The organism is Candidatus Profftia tarda (genome assembly GCF_904848675.1).
Classification (GTDB): Bacteria; Pseudomonadota; Gammaproteobacteria; order Enterobacterales; family Enterobacteriaceae; genus Profftia; species Profftia tarda.
Genome location: NZ_LR890047.1, coordinates 317,689 through 335,531, shown reverse-complemented (window position 1 = coordinate 335,531; position 17,843 = coordinate 317,689). Strand labels below are relative to the sequence as shown.

Here is a 17,843-nt window from a genome sequence, read left to right as displayed (position 1 = left end):
TAACGCTTACTTTGAGAACTATTTTATATGCCTAACAAATTTAATAGCTCTTAATAAAGAAGCAGGAAATAATGAGTAGTTAATTTTAAATATAGTTATCCATACTAGGAGATACCTAGAGATGGCTAAAATAGCACAACGAAAAATTACTTGTAGCACCATTCTAAAAGATATCTAAATCTTAAAGTTTCGGAAGTAATATGATGATCACGAATGACACAGCTAGTTATTTCTTAGGGCATAATTAAAATTTTAAGAAGCAAATGAATAATTTGTTTTAACATTTTGCTATAAAATTAGCTTTTGTAACAATTGTGATCTCTTATCACAGCACTTGCTACAGTTTAATGTATTCCATAATATGAGAATATAATAAAAAGAGGGCATAGCATGAAGAAAAATATTTTTAGTATATATTTCTTGGGATATTAAGATTGGTGATTGAATTATCCTATAAATAATCTAATATGATAATATTATGATATCTAATCAATTAGATCGATTACAAAGCATGATATCACAATAAATCAGATTATAAATTTGTAAGCCTCATAGAGCAAATAATATTAAGAAGATATACCCCCATAATATAAATAGATTTAGATAGCTATATGCTGCATGCAGACAATAATATGAGAAAAATACAGGAAAGTATAAAAATAACATACAATGTGCATATGATAAAATAATTTTATTTAATTATATGCACATAGGAAAATTATAATAGTCGCAATCCTGATTAATATAGTAAAGATAGCGTAAACTATTTTATTCATTATCTTAAAACAAGATCTTGCAGATATTCTAAAGATACATAATAGTATTCCTTAGAAATAGGAATTAGATTCGCGATCAGCTACTTCAGCATTGAGTTCATTAATTTTAGCTTTCATCAGGGCATGACAATAGTTAGAGAGTTCACGCACCTGATTTTTACCATATTTCTTTACATCTATCGGAGGTAGCATCTCAATAATAACAAGTCCGTTATTACAACGATTCAGTTTTACTTTATCGTTAGTATCTGATGCACATACAGGAACAATAGGCACTCCAGCAGCAATAGCAGCATGGAAGGCACCGGTTTTAAACGGCATCAAGCCGCGCCCTCGGCTACGCGTGCCTTCAGGAAACATCCAGAAGGATATAGTTGCAGTACGGAACTGATTCACAACTTCTGTGATAACATGATGTGCTTGAGATCGGTTTGCTCGATTAATCATCAAATTTCCTGTCAGCCAATATAGCGTTCCAAAAAATGGAATCCAAATCAGACTTTTCTTCCCGACAGTGACTACATTTCTCTGAATAGTTTTAGATATCGTAACCATATCGTAGTTGTTTTGATGGTTTGCTATATAAATTGAATTGCCATAATCTTTTGCTTCTACTGGAATACGCGTTTCTACTTTAAGACCAAACAAAGGAGACAAAAGTCCAAATATATAACTAAAAGTAGCGACATGACGGGGATTTCGTGGGCTAAATATGCAATAAATAGAACCTAAAACGCAGGCTAAAATGCAGTATATAGTAGCTAGAACAATGCGGATGATACATAACATAAAAGTCCTATAAGAATTATCCTTAGTAACATGTCTACTAAAATTTATATGGATATCCAGAGAATACTATTTACTAGCAAGCCTTAAAAGCTTATAAGATCAATGCATAATATGTTTCATGATAAAGCACACAAAATGCTCATATCCGAAAACTATAAATAAATTAATTATTAATCTTGTATATTTATATGAGTGAGATTCACTAAATATACCAAAGTTCTTAAAAAGAATCATACAATATAATATTTAATATATATTATATCCATAAATAAGCTAATCTAGATATTATGAAAAGTTATAAATTATTTGCTATAATAGCTCGCACTAGTATTTTGAAAAATTCAACTAGGAGCTGGTTTATTAAAAAAATAACGTCAATATTGCAGCCATGGCTTTATCAATATACTGAACTGTACGATTTAAATATTTAGTAAGTTTCCTAACTATAATAAATATATTTTTCACACTTTAGATCTTGTCTTTTGTCGCGATATATTTTTAAGGAATCATAGTAATTATGATAAAATTATGTTAAATATTAATGTATCTAAGGAATCATAAAATATATAGTTATAAACTATCATGTAGTTACTGATCAAAATATAACTTTTAAATCTTAGTAATATACTATTAAATATCAATCAGGAGAACTAATTTTTTGCTTTGTCTTTAAAATATCGATGTGTTCGATAACCTGAAAACCACGCGGTAATAATTGACCTTCACATCCCCGGTTAGCCCGGAATTTTGAAAGTGTCCGCGACTTCATAACTAGCTTTCTCTTTCTTGAATAGATGATAATAGACATCTGTGACTGCACTACTATCGAGTAAGCCAGTTTATTGTTACCTGATAAGCGCTCTGCAGTTGTAAATGAGATAATTTTTTTACCTTTACCTTTTGAGAGGGAAGGTAAAGCGTTTACAGGAAACATCAACATACGACCACCCTGTGTAATTGCAATGAGCATTTCATCTTCAGTGCTATTAATGAAAATAGGTGATAACACGTTCGCATGTTTTGATAGTCTGATGATTAATTTACCAGAACGATTTCCTGTAATCAAATTATTAAAAGTGCAAAGAAAACCATACCCTGCATCTGAATACATCAATAATTTTTGACTATCTGCAGCCATAAGAACCCTCTCAATTGTAGCTCCTTCTGGGGGTATCAACTTACCTATTAGGGGCTCCCATGTTCCGCGATCATACGGAAAAGTACTTGCATTAAGAGTATAACTACGACCTATCGAATCAATGAATACTGCTGACTGATTACTCTGGCCGCGAGCAGATGCGAGGAAACTATCACCGGATTTATAACTCAGAAAAATTGGATCAACATCATGACCTTTTATGATGCACACCCATCCAGCTTTAGAGAGCACAATGGTTATAGGCTCAGGAGTAATACAATTGTACTTTGTAATAACATCATCGTTTTGCAATTGCTCTTTTATCGGGGAGCGGCGTTCATTACCGTAGGCCTGTGCATCAGCTTGAATTTCTTCCTTAATCAAAGTATTAAGTTTATGTTTAGATGAAAGAAATGAAAGTAAATTATTATATTCTTTAGTTAAACGTTCTTGTTCACTAGTAATTTTTATCTCTTCTAATTTAGCAAGATCACGCAGTCTTAATTCAAAAATATATGCAGCCTGTACATGAGAAATATTAAAAAGGTAGATCATCTCTTGTTTTGGATCATCTTCTCTACGAATAATGTGGATCATTTTATCAAGATTAAGGAATGCTACTTTTAACCCCTCTAAAATATGCAGCCGTTTAATAATTTTTTCAATTTTACAACTCAAACGGTGACGCACTATATCACGACGATAAACTAGCCATTCATTCAATATTTCAAGTAAGTTTTTTACTGCTGGTCGATTGTCCAAGGCAATCATATTCATGTTAATGCGATAGCTTTTTTCTAGATCAGTAACTGCGAAAAGGTAACTCATGACCTGATGCAAGTCTACGCTAGTTGAACTAGGTACGATCACAAGACGAGTTGAATGCTCATAATCGGATTCATCACGTAAATATTCGACCATTGATAATTTTTTATCACGTATCTGGCTAGCAATTTGTTCTAAAACTTTAGCACCTGAAGTCTGATATGGCAGTGCGCTAATAATAACTACATCACCTTCTTGTTTCCAAATTGCACGCATGCGCACTGAACCGCATCCGGTATGGTATATATTGCGAATATCTTCTCGTGAAGTTATGATCTCAGCTTCAGTTGGATAATCAGGACCTTGTACGTGCTCAAGAATATTGTCGAGCGTCATGCGCGGATTGTCCAGCAAGATAACTAAGGCTTTAGCTAGTTCACGCAAGTTGTGCGGGGGGATATCAGTTGCCATGCCAACAGCGATACCACTAGTGCCATTTAGTAGAATATTAGGAAGACGAGCAGGTAATGTTTCTGGTTCTTGCGTAGTACCGTCAAAATTTGGCTTATATTTCACGCTCCCTTGTCCTAGCTCTCCTAGTAGTATTTCTGCATATTTAGACAAACGTGATTCAGTATAACGCATTGCGGCAAAGGACTTTGGATCATCCGGAGAACCCCAGTTACCTTGACCATCGAGTAATGGGTAACGATAGGAGAAGGGCTGAGCCATGAGAACCATGGCTTCATAACAGGCACTATCACCATGAGGATGATATTTACCTAAGACATCGCCGATAGTACGAGCAGATTTTTTGAATTTAGCGGTATTGCTTAATCCTAATTCAAACATAGCATAGAGAATACGACGCTGTACAGGTTTTAAACCATCTCCAATAAAAGGTAAGGCCCTATCCATGATGACATACATAGAATAGTTTAGATAAGCTTTTTCTGTAAATCTATACAGTACTTGTCTTTCACTATTATCATGTATCAGATGACTCATTAAAAATCCTTTTGCTTATCTATATAACTAGATATTACTGATTGATATAGTGCACAAGGCACTTCATTATTGAATTAATTTTTACATAATTTCCTGCGATGCTCAATATTTCTTTACATAGTGTTCTGTAATAATTGATAACTGTAATTATCCTTGCGGAATTATGAGGTTGAGCTTTATACTTGTGAAGTCACTACAAGGATTATAGGCTTATATAAGCTAGATTACCCTTTTTCTTTAGCCAATCGCGACGATCTGCAGAACGTTTCTTAGCTAAAAGCATATCCATAATAGCCATAGTTTGAGCAAAATTGCTACTATCAATGGTTAACTGCACTAAACGACGCTTATACGGATCTAATGTGGTTTCACGCAACTGCAATGGATTCATTTCTCCTAGACCTTTAAATCTCTGCACATGTAATTTTCTTTTTGTTATCTTTAGCTCTTTTAATAATTCATTTTTTTCTTCTTCATTACGCGCATAAAAGACCTCTGTTCCAAGATCTATACGGAACAGTGGCGGCATTGCAACGTAAACATGTCCATTAGATATTAAGGCTTGGAAATGACGGACAAACAATGCACAAAGCAACGTTACAATATGTAAACCATCTGAATCTGCATCTGCTAGTATGCAAATCTTACCATAGCGCAACTGACTAAGATCATTGCTATCTGGATTAATACCAATAGCTACAGAAATATTATGTACTTCCTGAGAAAGCAAAACTTCATCAGAAGAGACTTCCCATGTATTCAATATCTTACCTTTTAATGCCATGATTGCTTGATATTGACGGTCACGAGCTTGCTTCGCAGAGCCACCTGCAGAATCTCCTTCTACTAAAAACAGCTCTGTTCTTGCAGGATCCTTAGAAGTGCAATCCGCTAATTTACCCGGCAGTTCTAGACCACCAGTAAGTTTTCTGCGTATAATTTTCTTAATAATACGCGTACGATTCTGAGCATTAGCAATTATAAAATCAGCTAATTTTTTAGGCATCTGGATATTTTGGCTTAGCCAAATACTGAAAGCATCTTTAACAATACCACAAACAAATGTCGAGCACTGACGTGAAGATAAGCGTTCTTTTGTTTGTCCTACAAACTGTGGATTCTGCATTTTTACGGAGAGTACATACGCACAACGTCCCCAAATATCTTCTGCCGTTAGCTTAAGTCGTCGTGGCAAGAGATTGCTAAATTCACAAAAATTGCACATTGCTTCAAACAATCCCTGACGTAGACCATTAACGTGAGTACCTCCTTGTATGGTGGGTATGAGATTAACATAGCTTTCAGTTAGTAGTTCCCCTCCTTCTGGTAGCCATAATAACGCCCAGTCTAAAGACTTGCTATTCCCAGAAAAAGAACCGGTAAATGCATGCTCAGGAAGCGTGCTAAGACCTTTAACAGTATTCATGAGGTAGTCGCTTAAACCACCCTGATAGCACCAACGCTGTTCAATGTTATTTATTTTATCCTTAAATAGGATTTCAACTCCAGGACATAAGATTGCTTTTGATCTTAGCAGATGATTTAAGCTAGAAACTAAAAATTTTGGGCTATCAAAGAATCTTTCATCAGGCCAAAAGTGTACACTGGTGCCAGTGTTTTGTTTTCTGCATTTACCAATTACATGAATATCTGTTATCTTAGATCCGTCCTCAAATACTATAAGATATACCTTGCCATTACGCCGAACAATTACTTCTACACGTTTCGATAAGGCGTTAACTACTGTAAGACCAACACCGTGAAGACCGCCAGAGAATTGATAACTTTTATTAGAAAATTTTCCGCCAGTATGCAAACGAGAAAAGATCAGTTCAATGGTAGATACAAGACCTTTGGTATGAATATCCACTGGAATACCACGCCCGTTATCAAGGACTTCTAGCGATTGTTCCGGATACAGAATTACCTCTACTCGAGATGCAGAGCCAACAAGAACTTCATCTAAACTATTATCTATAATTTCTTGAGCCAAATGGTTAGGATTTGAGGTATCGGTATACATGCCCGGGCGAAGGCGTATGGATTCTAGGCCGCTAAGAAGTTCAATAGAATCAGAATTATAACTAGATTGAATCATGCAATGGATCTTTATAAGTTGTTCATTCTCTGCAACCAATAGATATATCAATAGGTGCTTTTGATCTCGTCGAAGGTTATATACAGTTTGAATATCTATATTTGAGTAGTCGTTTAACTCAATAGAGAAAAGATTTATAAATTAAATGATATTAGAGTATACCTTACTATATCTTCAAAATATACTTTATTCGGTAACCATAACCTTGGTTAACAATCCTTAATCATGCATTATAAAATTATTAATATTTTGCAGGTATAATTAGAAAATATCTAATTATACTAAATAAGTGAAACTGTATAAATTTTATACCTTAAATTTTAATACAATTCTAACAAATACCTATAGCTCTTATAGATGTGTTTTTATAATATATAATTTATCTATTATATAACATTAAAATAGATTTAATTACTTAGCTCTGTTAGAGTTAAGTGCCATACGCTTGAAGGAGGCATGACAATAGAGTTAAATCAAGCCAAAATCACTAGAACAAAGAAAGATCAAGATACAATAACATGGAAATGAAATAAAATTGATTAACTAATAATATTAGTTAATGATTAATTAATAATTAACCTGAGTTTCCTTAGAGGAAATAAAGAAGTATTAGAAATGTGTTTCCATATAAAAATATGGCGTCTTATGAATAACTATTAAATCTATTTTTCATTCTGTATCTAGAGAGCTAAAAATGAAGGATATTATTCAATTATACATTGTAATAAAAGAGAACAATTCGCAATGTATAGAAGTATCGTTATATTAACAGTAAATAAATTTACGTTAAACTTAAGTATCTTGCATTATGTATGTACTAAAAATTTGTATCTAAGATGCTAATAATATAGAATTATAAAATTATTTCCTGAATTTTCAGGATAGAGGCAGAACATTTGAAATAAAACTAATATCTTCTTCTTGAAAACTTAATGATTATGATCATAGATCAATAAAACAGCAGCATAGAGAGCACACTAAAACAGCTTAGCAAGAGTTAATCATCAAAAACGTGTTGCTATTTTTTATCTATCTTTTAATAGGGTTAAATATTAAAAGATAATTACCTCATCAATATACTCTGTTACTACTTAATGGGCTGGTATATCTTGATATCATATGCATGCATAATATTATTATATGGGACTATACATAATTGATGGTGTTTTATTTATTCAGTAGGAATATTACAGCTTTTTTAAAAAGTATGGTTTTAAAATATTAGATACTACTTTATTTCTCAATAAAGATGATTACATTAAAATACCTAATTCTTATAAGATAGATAAAATATAGTCTTTATCTAATAGTACTGCAATTCAGAAATTGCTTTAATCAGATAATAAATGAAAATAGTAGTTTACTTTATCAAACAAATTAAACATGACTACAATATATCGATAACTGATATATAAAATTTTTGAACTCTTATAAAAATAATGCATTTTAACTGTATTAGATGTATATATTTTATATAGCTCAGAATCCACTTGTATCTTTAAGATACTTATGATATCTTGAAATCATTTTTGTTGTAAACCCAAATCAATTGACGTTTTGCTTGATTGACCACCTATTTCTCGCATGAGTTTAGGAACCATATATCCAGGCATCTTTGTCATTAATTCGCGCATAATAATGCGAGCTCTATCATCTGACACCATAAAATGTGCAGTGCCCTGAACTTTATCTAAAAGGTGTAAATAATAGGGCATAATACCCGCATTAAACAACGCTCTGCTAAGATCTGCTAAGGTATCTGAGTTATCATTTACACCGCGCAGCAATACGCCTTGATTGAGCAGCGTAATACCGGCACGCTTTAGACGTTTCATAGCATCCAATAATTCTTCATCAATCTCGTTAGCATGATTAATATGCGTAACTAGAAGGATATGGAGACGTGATCTGGATAAACACTCTATTAAATTAAAGGTAACTCTCTTAGGAATGACAACTGGCAAACGACTATGAATGCGAAATCGTTTGATGTGAGAGATAGTCTCAGTTTCTTTTAACAACCAAGATATCTCATGATCTTTTGCCATCAATGGGTCGCCACCTGATAAGATAATTTCATCTATTGCTGGTTGCTTGCGAATATAATCCAGTGCCTGCAGCCAATTAACTTTATTTCCTTGATGATAGCGGTAAGGAAAGTAACGGCGAAAACAATAACGACAGTTAACCGCACAGTTAGTTTTTACTAATAACAAGGCTCGGTCTGCATACTTATGCAGTAGTCCTGGAACGACAATAGAATCTTCTTGCTCTTTCAGTGGGTCTTTAGAATATCCAAGAGTAGAGATGAATTCATCGGTAGCAATCATTACCTGTAGGAGCAAAGGATCATTAGGATCTCCTTTTTTCATGCGACGAGCAAAAGCGTGAGGCACACGCAGGGGAAAAGAGTTTCTTACATCGTGGTATTTTTTCCATCTAGCACTATCAGAAAGTAATAAATATTCAAGTAACTTTGATGGTTCAACAATAACATCGGAAAGTTGTCTCAGCCAATCTTCTTTATGCTGTTTATTGTATTCTAAAAAATGTGCCATTCTATCGGCACTCCAATTATAAATACTTCTAAAGGACTGTAATGGTGATTTATTATAGCAACAATTTCCGCCCTGGTCTTAAAATAATGTTCGGAGGCGAACCTTATGCTATAGAAAGCAGTGAGTTCGTTAAACCAGGCAAAGGTCAAGCCTTTGCGCGCGTCAAAATGCGACGCCTTCTAACCGGAGCTCGTGTTGAAAAAACTTTTAAATCCACCGATTCCGTAGAAAGTGCAGATATTATAAATCTGGACCTCACTTATCTCTACAAGGATAAATTATTATATTACTTCATGAATGACGAAAACTTTGAGCAGTTAGCTGCCGACAAGAAAGCTGTTGGCGATAGCTATAAATGGCTTCTCAATCAAGAGAAGTGCATTGTAACCCTATGGAATGGTCGACCAATTCATGTAATTCCTCCTAATTTTGTAGAGCTAGAAATAATTCAAACTGATCCAGGCGTGAAAGGAGATAGCACTGGTACTATGAGTAAGCATGCAACTTTAATTACTGGAGCAGTAGTCAAAGTTCCTTTATTTGCACAGATAGGAGAAGTGATCAAAGTGGATACCCGTTCTAACGAATATATCTCTCGCGTAAAATAATTATAAAATCGACTTATCTCCTTTTAAAAATCTATAAAATAATTTTCAGTTCAAAGAATAACTCAAACTGCATAGAATACCTTTGATCAATATTGCTCGAGTTTTATTTAGTCAACAGTTACTGATTTAGCTAGATTACGCGGCTGATCAACATCGGTACCTTTGATTAGAGCAACATGATAGGCGAGTAACTGTAACGGCACAGTATATAGTATTGGGGCAATAATTTCTTCTGCATGGGGTAGAGGTATTATTTTCATCCCTGCAGTATCAGTGAACCCAGCATCTTTATCAGAAAAGATATAAAGCAATCCACTACGAGCTCGAACTTCTTCAATATTTGATTTCAATTTTTCTAATAAATTATTCTTAGGCGCCATGACTACCACGGGAATATCAGGATCAATAAGAGCTAACGGACCATGTTTTAATTCACCTGCAGCATAGGCTTCTGCATGAATATAAGATATCTCTTTTAGCTTTAACGACCCTTCCATTGCAATAGGATAGAACTCTCCACGTCCTAAAAATAGTACATGTTGCTTATCTATAAAATCTTTGGCAATATTTTTAATATCTAAATCCATCAATAGCATCTGTTCAATACGTGCAGGTAGTACTTGTAGTGCTTGCATGATCTCTTGCTCTAATTTAATGGGCATATCGTGCAAACGACCCATACTAGCAACTAACATTAATAGCATTGTTAATTGCGTAGTAAAGGCTTTTGTTGAAGCAACACAAATCTCAGTGCCAGCTTTAGTTATTAGAGCTAAATCCGAATCACGCAACAGCGATGAGCTCATTACATTGCAAATAGCTAAAGAACCTAAATAACCATTTTTTTTAGATAAGCGCAGCGCAGCTAAGGTATCTGCAGTTTCACCAGACTGAGACAGTGTTATTACCAAACTATTTTTACGTGACGCAGATTTGCGATAGCGGAATTCAGAGGCGCTCTCAACATCACAAGACAAACCGCTTAAAGATTCAAACCAGTAACGTGCTACCATCCCTGCATGGTATGAAGTGCCACAGGCAAGAATCTGGATGTGCTCAACTTTACTTAATAACGCATTAGCTTTTTTATCTAATTCGCTAAAATTAATTTTTCCGTATCTAAAACGACCTTCAAGAGTTCTTTTAATTGCTAAAGGCTGTTCGTAGATCTCTTTTTTCATATAATGGGAATATCCGCCTTTATCGCCAGCATCGTAGTTCATGTTGACTTTTATGCGAGCACGATCAACAATAGTACCATCTCTATCAAATATCTTTACCTGATGATGAGTAACTGTAGCAATATCACCTTCTTCCAAACAAATAAAATGACGAGTAACTGGCAAAAGTGCTAGCTGATCTGATGCAATAAAATTTGCATTAATACCGCAGCCAATAACTAGCGGACTACCAGAACGTGCAGTAACCAAGAGTTCAGGGTGAATACTATCCATCACTACAGCACCATATGTACCTTTAAGCTGCACAATAACACGCTGAACAACTTCTAATAACGATCCACCAAATTGCTCTTGTTCCCAGTGAGTTAGATGAGCAATTACCTCACTATCTGTTTCAGATGTAAATTCATAACCGCGATCAATTAATAAAGAGCGAAGTGATTGATGGTTTTCGATAATACCGTTATGCACTACAGCAATATATTTAGAAATATGTGGGTGAGCATTTTGTTCGGTTGGTTCCCCGTGAGTTGCCCAACGAGTATGGGCAATACCAGTTCCACCGCTTATTGGATTCTTGGCAATAGCATCAATTAATGTCTTTACCTTTCCAACACAACGGATACGTTGTATATGTCCTCGACTTCCTACTACTGCTAGTCCAGCAGAGTCATAACCACGGTATTCTAACCGATTAATGCCTTCTAAGAGAATTTCTGAAATATCATGCAGAGCTACTGCACCAACAATTCCACACATAGTGTTTGATCCCTATCACAAGAACAGCAATTAGTTTGCTATTATATTTCTCTATCCATAAATTCTCATTTTTGCCTTAAGATGTAGAAGTTACAATTTATTCTCCTTAGTTTTATGTTAAAATTTTTCTGTCTTGAATTATTTGTGATACATAACGTTTATTTAAAATAATACCTATATAATTATATAGACTTGGATATTTAATTTAGACACAGATACTATAATAAACTAGAGCTCTTTATCTCTATAAAATATGCATTATTTTATTACTTACCTATATTTTTTCTGGACGTTTCCATCCTTGGATATGTTTTTGTTTGACTCGACTAATCACCAATTCATTTTCAGCAATATTTTCAGTTACCGTAGTACCAGCACCAATGGTAACGTTATTACTGATATTTACTGGAGCTACTAATTGTGTGTTAGATCCAACGAACACATCATTACCTATAATAGTCTTCAGTTTGTTTACACCATCGTAATTACAAGTAATAGTACCAGCGCCAATATTGACATTATCACCAATTTCAGCATCTCCCAAGTAAGAGAGATGGCCAACTTTTGATGACTGACCCAAATGTACTTTTTTTATTTCCACAAAATTACCAACATTTGCCTTCTTACCTAGATAAGAACCTGGACGTAAGCGGGCAAACGGACCAATAGTACATTCTGGTGCAAGAATTGAGTTTTCAATAATAGTATAAGGAAATATGATACAATCATCACCTATAATGCAGTCTTTTAATAAACTACCTGTATCAATACGTACGCGATTACCTAGTTTAACGCACCCCTCAAAAGTCACATTATTATCAATATAGATACCACTACCATAGACCAACTCACCTCGAAGATCAAAACGAGATGGATCAGAGATCATTACTCCAGACAAGAGTAGTTTTTTTGCTTGTTGATACTGATATTCGCGCTCTAAGGAGGATAGCTGTAAAAAATTATTTACATTCTGCACTTCAATTGATCGCACGGGATGAATAGTATCAATCCGGCATCCTTCTTTATGTGCTAAGGAAATTATATCTGTAATATAATATTCTCCTTGTGCATTATGATTATTTAGTTTTCCCAGCCAACGCTTTAAGTCTTTGCTATTAGAAACTAATATTCCGGTATTAACTTCATTGATTTTTTGTTCTTCTGGAGTTGCATCTTTATCTTCAACAATTCCAATTACCTGATCTTTCTTACGAAGAATACGCCCATAACCGGCAGGGTCTAAGCGCTTAATAGTGAGCAGACCAATTCCACCATGTGGCTTAATAGCTAATAAACGTTGTAGAGTTTCTTCTGAAATAAGAGGTACATCTCCATAAAGCATTAAAACATCTTCATCATCGGAAAAAAATGGAGCAGCTTGTTGCATTGCATGACCAGTACCTAGCTGTTCCTCTTGCAATACCCAGTTTAGAGGCTGTTTAAATAGTCTTTCTTTAAGAATATTTCCACGGTGTCCATAGACCAAATGTATTTTATATGCATTCAACTGCAAAGCAGTTTCTATTACATATTGAACCATTGGCTTCCCTGCTAAATGATGTAGTACCTTAGGAATCTCGGAAGATATTCTAGTGCCCTGACCGGCAGCAAGAATAACAACGCTTAAATTAGTATGAGCCATAAGCAACCTGTTCATTAAAATTAAAAAGCAAATAACTTTATTTAGTAAATGATTAACAAATATTTTCTAGGAAGAATTACAGCAAGCCGTATTAATCTTGATTATGTATATATCATACTTCTAATCTGGCTAGATGGAGAATACCTATTAATAAAGAAATAATAGATACAACCTAAATCTTATGAACTGAGCTATCTATCAAATACTTTTTTATGAAATCGTCTCATAAGGTTCAGATAATGGATTTAAAATAGTCGCACATGGAAAGTAGAAGAATAGAATTACTATCAAAAAATTGTTGCTAAGTCATCACAGTTCAGGGAGACAGAATAATTGTCTTATAATGTTCTTGGTATCCCGCAATTTAAAATAACTCGTGATTCATTCAAGGAATTTATGTTTATGAGATGCATTATATCAATATAGATATACAATAATATGCTGCTTACAGGTACCTTGATCTCTCATGAAGCACTATAGAAAAATATTGATTTAATTATATAACAAAAAAGCAAAATTAATATAATCTATAATATAATATCATTTAAATATAAATGAATAATACGACATATGCAATTATCACCGCTTCTCTATACTTGGCATTTACACTCATCTATAATATCTACATGAGTTAATTCCGCAATTTAACCCTATCATAAATGTCTATTATTAGACTAATACATCTAAATCATTTTACTACCTTAATGCTTTTATTTATTTATTAGGACTTCAATACCTCTGAAAGGTAATAGAGAAAATAACTAATTAATATAACAATATAGCAAGATGCTTATAAACTAATATTAAAGTATGAGCTATTATAGCTGCGATATAAATCAAAATATGGCAAAAATTTTTTTTACTGCAAAAGAGATTACTCAGCTAAAATATTAGCTGAGTAATCTAATAATTTTAGAGACTATATAAGATTAGATTCTTAAATAATATTAATATTAATTAGTGCTTATATAAGGTACTCTGCCTAAGACACCGCGCAACAGATTATTATCGCATCAAATATTGCTTCACCTGATACGATTAGTTAAGTATTATTTATTCAATGACTCCCACTGAGAAATAAATCAAGTAAGAATATCCAGTGTTCTTAGTATCTATCATTTTGCCGAAAACTTGAAGATATTTATATGCCATAATGTTTTGCTGTTAAATCTAATAACTGTGAGCTCTTTATAAATTTTATAATTTATAAAGACTATTTAAAAGATATAGCAATTTAGTAAAAGAACTTATATCTATCACTTAGTGATATCTCTGCGAAAAGAAAAGTATTATATAGTTTCTTAGTGATAAAATAATAAATCATTAATTCTGTTATAGTATAGTTATTATTGACTTTATCCGTCGATATTTAATGTCTTTTTATCAGAACATACCAATTTATTTTTGATCAAAAAATATTACACTTATCAGCCTTGTAGAGATTGTTATACTTAATTTACTTCATGCTCATAAAATGAGTCCTAATCCCATGATTTTAGATGTGCCCCAGATCAATGCTGCAGCCTATATACTTATTGATTACAATTCAGGCAAAGTTCTTGCGGAATATCATGCTGATTCTCGACGCAGTCCCGCTAGCCTGACAAAAATGATGACTAGTTATGTTATTGGAAAAGCTATAAAAGCTAAAAAAATTACAGAGCAAGATGTAGTTACTATTGGAAAAGATGCCTGGGGAACTAATAATCCAATATTTAAAGGTTCGTCTCTTATGTTCTTAAAACCAATAGATCATGTTCCGGTATCTCTACTAATGCGTGGTATAAATCTACAATCTGGTAATGATGCATGCGTTGCTATGGCTGATTACGTTTCCGGTAGCCAAGAAGCATTTATTGATTTAATGAATAACTACGCTATGTCCCTACATTTGTATAATACTCATTTTAGAAATGTTCATGGTCTTGACTGTAAAGGACAGTACACTTCTGCTAGAGATATGGCCCTGCTTGGCCAGGCTCTTATTCGTGACGTTCCTAAAGAATATTCTATATATAAAGAGAAAGAATTTACGTTTAATAATATTCACCAAATAAATCGCAATGGTCTATTATGGGACATAGATATAAATATTGATGGGATAAAAACAGGTCATACCAAATCTGCAGGATTCAATCTGGTGGCTTCTGCAACCCAAGGGAAGATGCGCTTGATATCTGCAGTACTTGGAGGAAAAAACGCAAAAGAACGGGAAACAGAAAGCAAAAAATTACTCACTTGGGGTTTTCATGTATTTGAAACTATTAGACCACTTCACGAAGGATGTACATTTGCTTTAGAACCAGTATGGTTTGGTAAAAACCATAACTCGAAACTTGGAGTAAACAAAGATGTTTATATAACAATTCCCCGTGGCCGCACAAAATATCTAAAAGCAAGCTATCAGCTGAATACAGACAAGCTTTATGCTCCTCTAAAAAAGAGTGAAGTCGTAGGTACTATTCACTTCCTGCTTGATGGTTATAATATTAAAGAAACTCCATTAGTAGTATTAAATCAGATTCAAAAAGGTAACTGCTTTATTATAATAGCTGATTATATCAAAATATTTTTTAAAAAAATAGTGCGTTTTATTGAAAACTAAAAATCAAAACCATACAAAATAACTAATAATTAATATTGCTTTAAAAGATAAGTAATGCAAGTTCTTGTCAACTTATAGGAAGGAAATGAGAATTTGTGGTGAATCAATAAATCCTGAATAGATAATAAAATAATTTTTATTAATTCAAGGGATATGTATTGACTAAAAGTAACTATTTATTTTTCATTCTACCTGCTATTTTAGTGGCAGGTAGAATGAAAAAATTAAAATTATAGACAAGATCTTTTTTTGATATATTTTATTAAATATCAGATTATTACTATTTTTCTGATAATGTTGAGTTATTATTAAAAATTAATTTTAGACGCATTGCTTGATTTCTAACACTACCAAGAAAAAAGTTATACATTTCATAAAAAGATTATTTATAGTATGCAGGATAACTGAGCTATTTTTAAAAAATAACACATATTAGCAGCGTAATAATCACGATAGACAAACCATATTACTGATGATATTTGCCCGATAACCGGTGTACAGTTTCTACAAAAACTCCTACATGATTTGGTGATACATCTTGATGAATGCCATGACCAAGGTTAAAAACATGTCCTGTTCCATAACCAAATCCTTCTAGAATAGTCGATACTTCATGCTCTATCCTCTTGACTGGAGCATATAAAACTGACGGATCCATATTACCCTGCAGCGCAACTTTATGACCAACACGACGACGAGCATCAGCGATGTCTATACTCCAGTCTAATCCCAAAGCATCACAGCCAGTTTCTGCCATATCTTCTAATAACTGAAAAGCACTTTTCACAAAAAGTGTTATAGGTACACGACGCCCATTATTTTTACGGATTAAACTATCTATGATCTTTTGAATGTAATACAGAGAGAAAAGACGATAATCATAGTGATTAAGTACCCCTCCCCAGGTATCAAAAAGCATAACCGACTGAACTCCCGAGAGAATTTGGGAATTAAGATAGAGAATAATACTATCTGCTAGTTTATCCAGAAGTAAATGAAAAGTTGCAGGTTCAGCATACATCATCTTTTTAATTTTTGTGAAGGCTTTGCTGCTCCCAGATTCTACCATATAAGTTGCAAGTGTCCAAGGACTTCCTGAGAATCCAATCAGAGGTACTTGACCATCCAGATTTTTTCGGATGGTGCGTACGGCATTCATAACATAACCTAGATCATCTTCAGGATCAGGGATACACAGCTTTTCAACATCTGCTCTGCACTGAATTGGAGATAAGAAGCCGGGACCTTCTCCCTCTGCAAAAAATAACCCCAAGCCCATTGCATCAGGAATAGTCAGAATATCCGAAAAAAGAATCGCGGCATCCAGATCATAACGGCGTAATGGTTGCAATGTTACTTCACAGGCTAGCTCTGCATTCTTGCAAAGAGACATAAAATTACCAGCTTGAATTTTAATAGCTTTATATTCTGGTAAATAACGTCCGGCCTGACGCATCATCCATACTGGTGTTACATCTACTGGCTGACGCAGTAGTGCTCGCAGATAGCGATCATTCTTCAATTCAATCATCTTGTGGGCCTCTAAAGAGTCTCTTAAAAATTGTATAATTAAGTATGAGATGTATAATTCATAACCCGCTTCTTACTTGAATAAAAGAAAATACATAATTAGCAATTATAGAGTTATATTCAATCACCTATAATAATCTTCATGATGCTTACCAAATAAGATTTTCTGAATGATACAATCTACAAGTATCTAGTGGATATTCTCTTTAATAATATTCGTTCTATAAATATAGGTTGAATATTTAATGATATCTGCTAAATGTACATAGATTAATGAGGACATAAGCAATATTATTTAATATATTCAGAGCTAAAATAGTAAAATTATATTTTATATTTTTTACAAGAGTGAATCGTGCAGTCTATTTTGATGAAATATAATAATA

9 protein-coding genes are annotated in these 17,843 nt (G+C 33.6%); 2 read left to right on the top strand and 7 right to left on the bottom strand.

Annotated elements, in window-relative coordinates:
* Positions 1-827: 827 nt before the first annotated feature.
* From KTT71_RS00830 to epmB, 4 genes are all read right to left on the bottom strand, one after another.
* Positions 828-1,565 (bottom strand): 1-acylglycerol-3-phosphate O-acyltransferase, encoded by a 738-nt coding sequence (locus KTT71_RS00830; protein WP_216782596.1) that lies wholly within the window; start codon positions 1,563-1,565, stop codon positions 828-830.
* Positions 1,566-2,202: 637 nt separating this feature from the next.
* The gene (parC, locus tag KTT71_RS00825; protein WP_216782595.1) at positions 2,203-4,476 is read right to left on the bottom strand and encodes a DNA topoisomerase IV subunit A; all 2,274 of its coding nucleotides are present in this window, start codon (positions 4,474-4,476) and stop codon (positions 2,203-2,205) included.
* A 202-nt stretch (positions 4,477-4,678) separates the two neighbouring features.
* Complete coding sequence (gene parE, locus KTT71_RS00820; protein ID WP_216782594.1) at positions 4,679-6,574, bottom strand: DNA topoisomerase IV subunit B; 1,896 nt, start codon at positions 6,572-6,574, stop codon at positions 4,679-4,681.
* 1,523 nt (positions 6,575-8,097) lie between these two features.
* On the bottom strand, positions 8,098-9,132 hold the full coding sequence (gene epmB / locus KTT71_RS00815) for an EF-P beta-lysylation protein EpmB (RefSeq protein ID WP_216782593.1): 1,035 nt from the start codon (positions 9,130-9,132) through the stop codon (positions 8,098-8,100).
* Between the two features lie 41 nt (positions 9,133-9,173).
* Between epmB and efp the strand changes: the two genes are divergently transcribed.
* Positions 9,174-9,740, top strand: a complete 567-nt coding sequence (efp, locus tag KTT71_RS00810; protein WP_216782592.1) for an elongation factor P — start codon at positions 9,174-9,176, stop codon at positions 9,738-9,740.
* A 107-nt stretch (positions 9,741-9,847) separates the two neighbouring features.
* Here efp and glmS read toward each other — a convergent pair whose 3' ends face one another.
* Positions 9,848-11,680 carry a glutamine--fructose-6-phosphate transaminase (isomerizing) gene (gene glmS / locus KTT71_RS00805; protein ID WP_216782591.1) on the bottom strand — a complete coding sequence of 611 codons (1,833 nt, stop codon included), beginning with the start codon at positions 11,678-11,680 and terminating at the stop codon, positions 9,848-9,850.
* Positions 11,681-11,954: 274 nt separating this feature from the next.
* On the bottom strand, positions 11,955-13,322 hold the full coding sequence (gene glmU / locus KTT71_RS00800) for a bifunctional UDP-N-acetylglucosamine diphosphorylase/glucosamine-1-phosphate N-acetyltransferase GlmU (protein WP_216782590.1): 1,368 nt from the start codon (positions 13,320-13,322) through the stop codon (positions 11,955-11,957).
* Between the two features lie 1,441 nt (positions 13,323-14,763).
* Between glmU and KTT71_RS00795 the strand changes: the two genes are divergently transcribed.
* Positions 14,764-15,927: a serine hydrolase gene (locus tag KTT71_RS00795; protein ID WP_246543844.1), complete on the top strand. Its 1,164-nt coding sequence runs from the start codon at positions 14,764-14,766 to the stop codon at positions 15,925-15,927.
* Between the two features lie 466 nt (positions 15,928-16,393).
* On the opposite strand, the gene hemE is transcribed toward KTT71_RS00795, so the two are convergent.
* Positions 16,394-17,458: a uroporphyrinogen decarboxylase gene (hemE, locus tag KTT71_RS00790; protein ID WP_216782588.1), complete on the bottom strand. Its 1,065-nt coding sequence runs from the start codon at positions 17,456-17,458 to the stop codon at positions 16,394-16,396.
* Positions 17,459-17,843: the final 385 nt, after the last annotated feature.

What these genes read in the sequence shown, in the direction of transcription:
- hemE (WP_216782588.1), bottom strand. Translation starts at nt 17,458, where the DNA reads ATGATTGAATTGAAGAATGATCGCTATCTGCGAGCACTACTGCGTCAG.
- glmU (WP_216782590.1), bottom strand. Translation starts at nt 13,322, where the DNA reads ATGGCTCATACTAATTTAAGCGTTGTTATTCTTGCTGCCGGTCAGGGC.
- epmB (WP_216782593.1), bottom strand. Translation starts at nt 9,132, where the DNA reads ATGGCACATTTTTTAGAATACAATAAACAGCATAAAGAAGATTGGCTG.
- KTT71_RS00830 (WP_216782596.1), bottom strand. Translation starts at nt 1,565, where the DNA reads ATGTTATGTATCATCCGCATTGTTCTAGCTACTATATACTGCATTTTA.
- parC (WP_216782595.1), bottom strand. Translation starts at nt 4,476, where the DNA reads ATGAGTCATCTGATACATGATAATAGTGAAAGACAAGTACTGTATAGA.
- parE (WP_216782594.1), bottom strand. Translation starts at nt 6,574, where the DNA reads ATGATTCAATCTAGTTATAATTCTGATTCTATTGAACTTCTTAGCGGC.
- glmS (WP_216782591.1), bottom strand. Translation starts at nt 11,680, where the DNA reads ATGTGTGGAATTGTTGGTGCAGTAGCTCTGCATGATATTTCAGAAATT.
- efp (WP_216782592.1), top strand. Translation starts at nt 9,174, where the DNA reads ATGGTGATTTATTATAGCAACAATTTCCGCCCTGGTCTTAAAATAATG.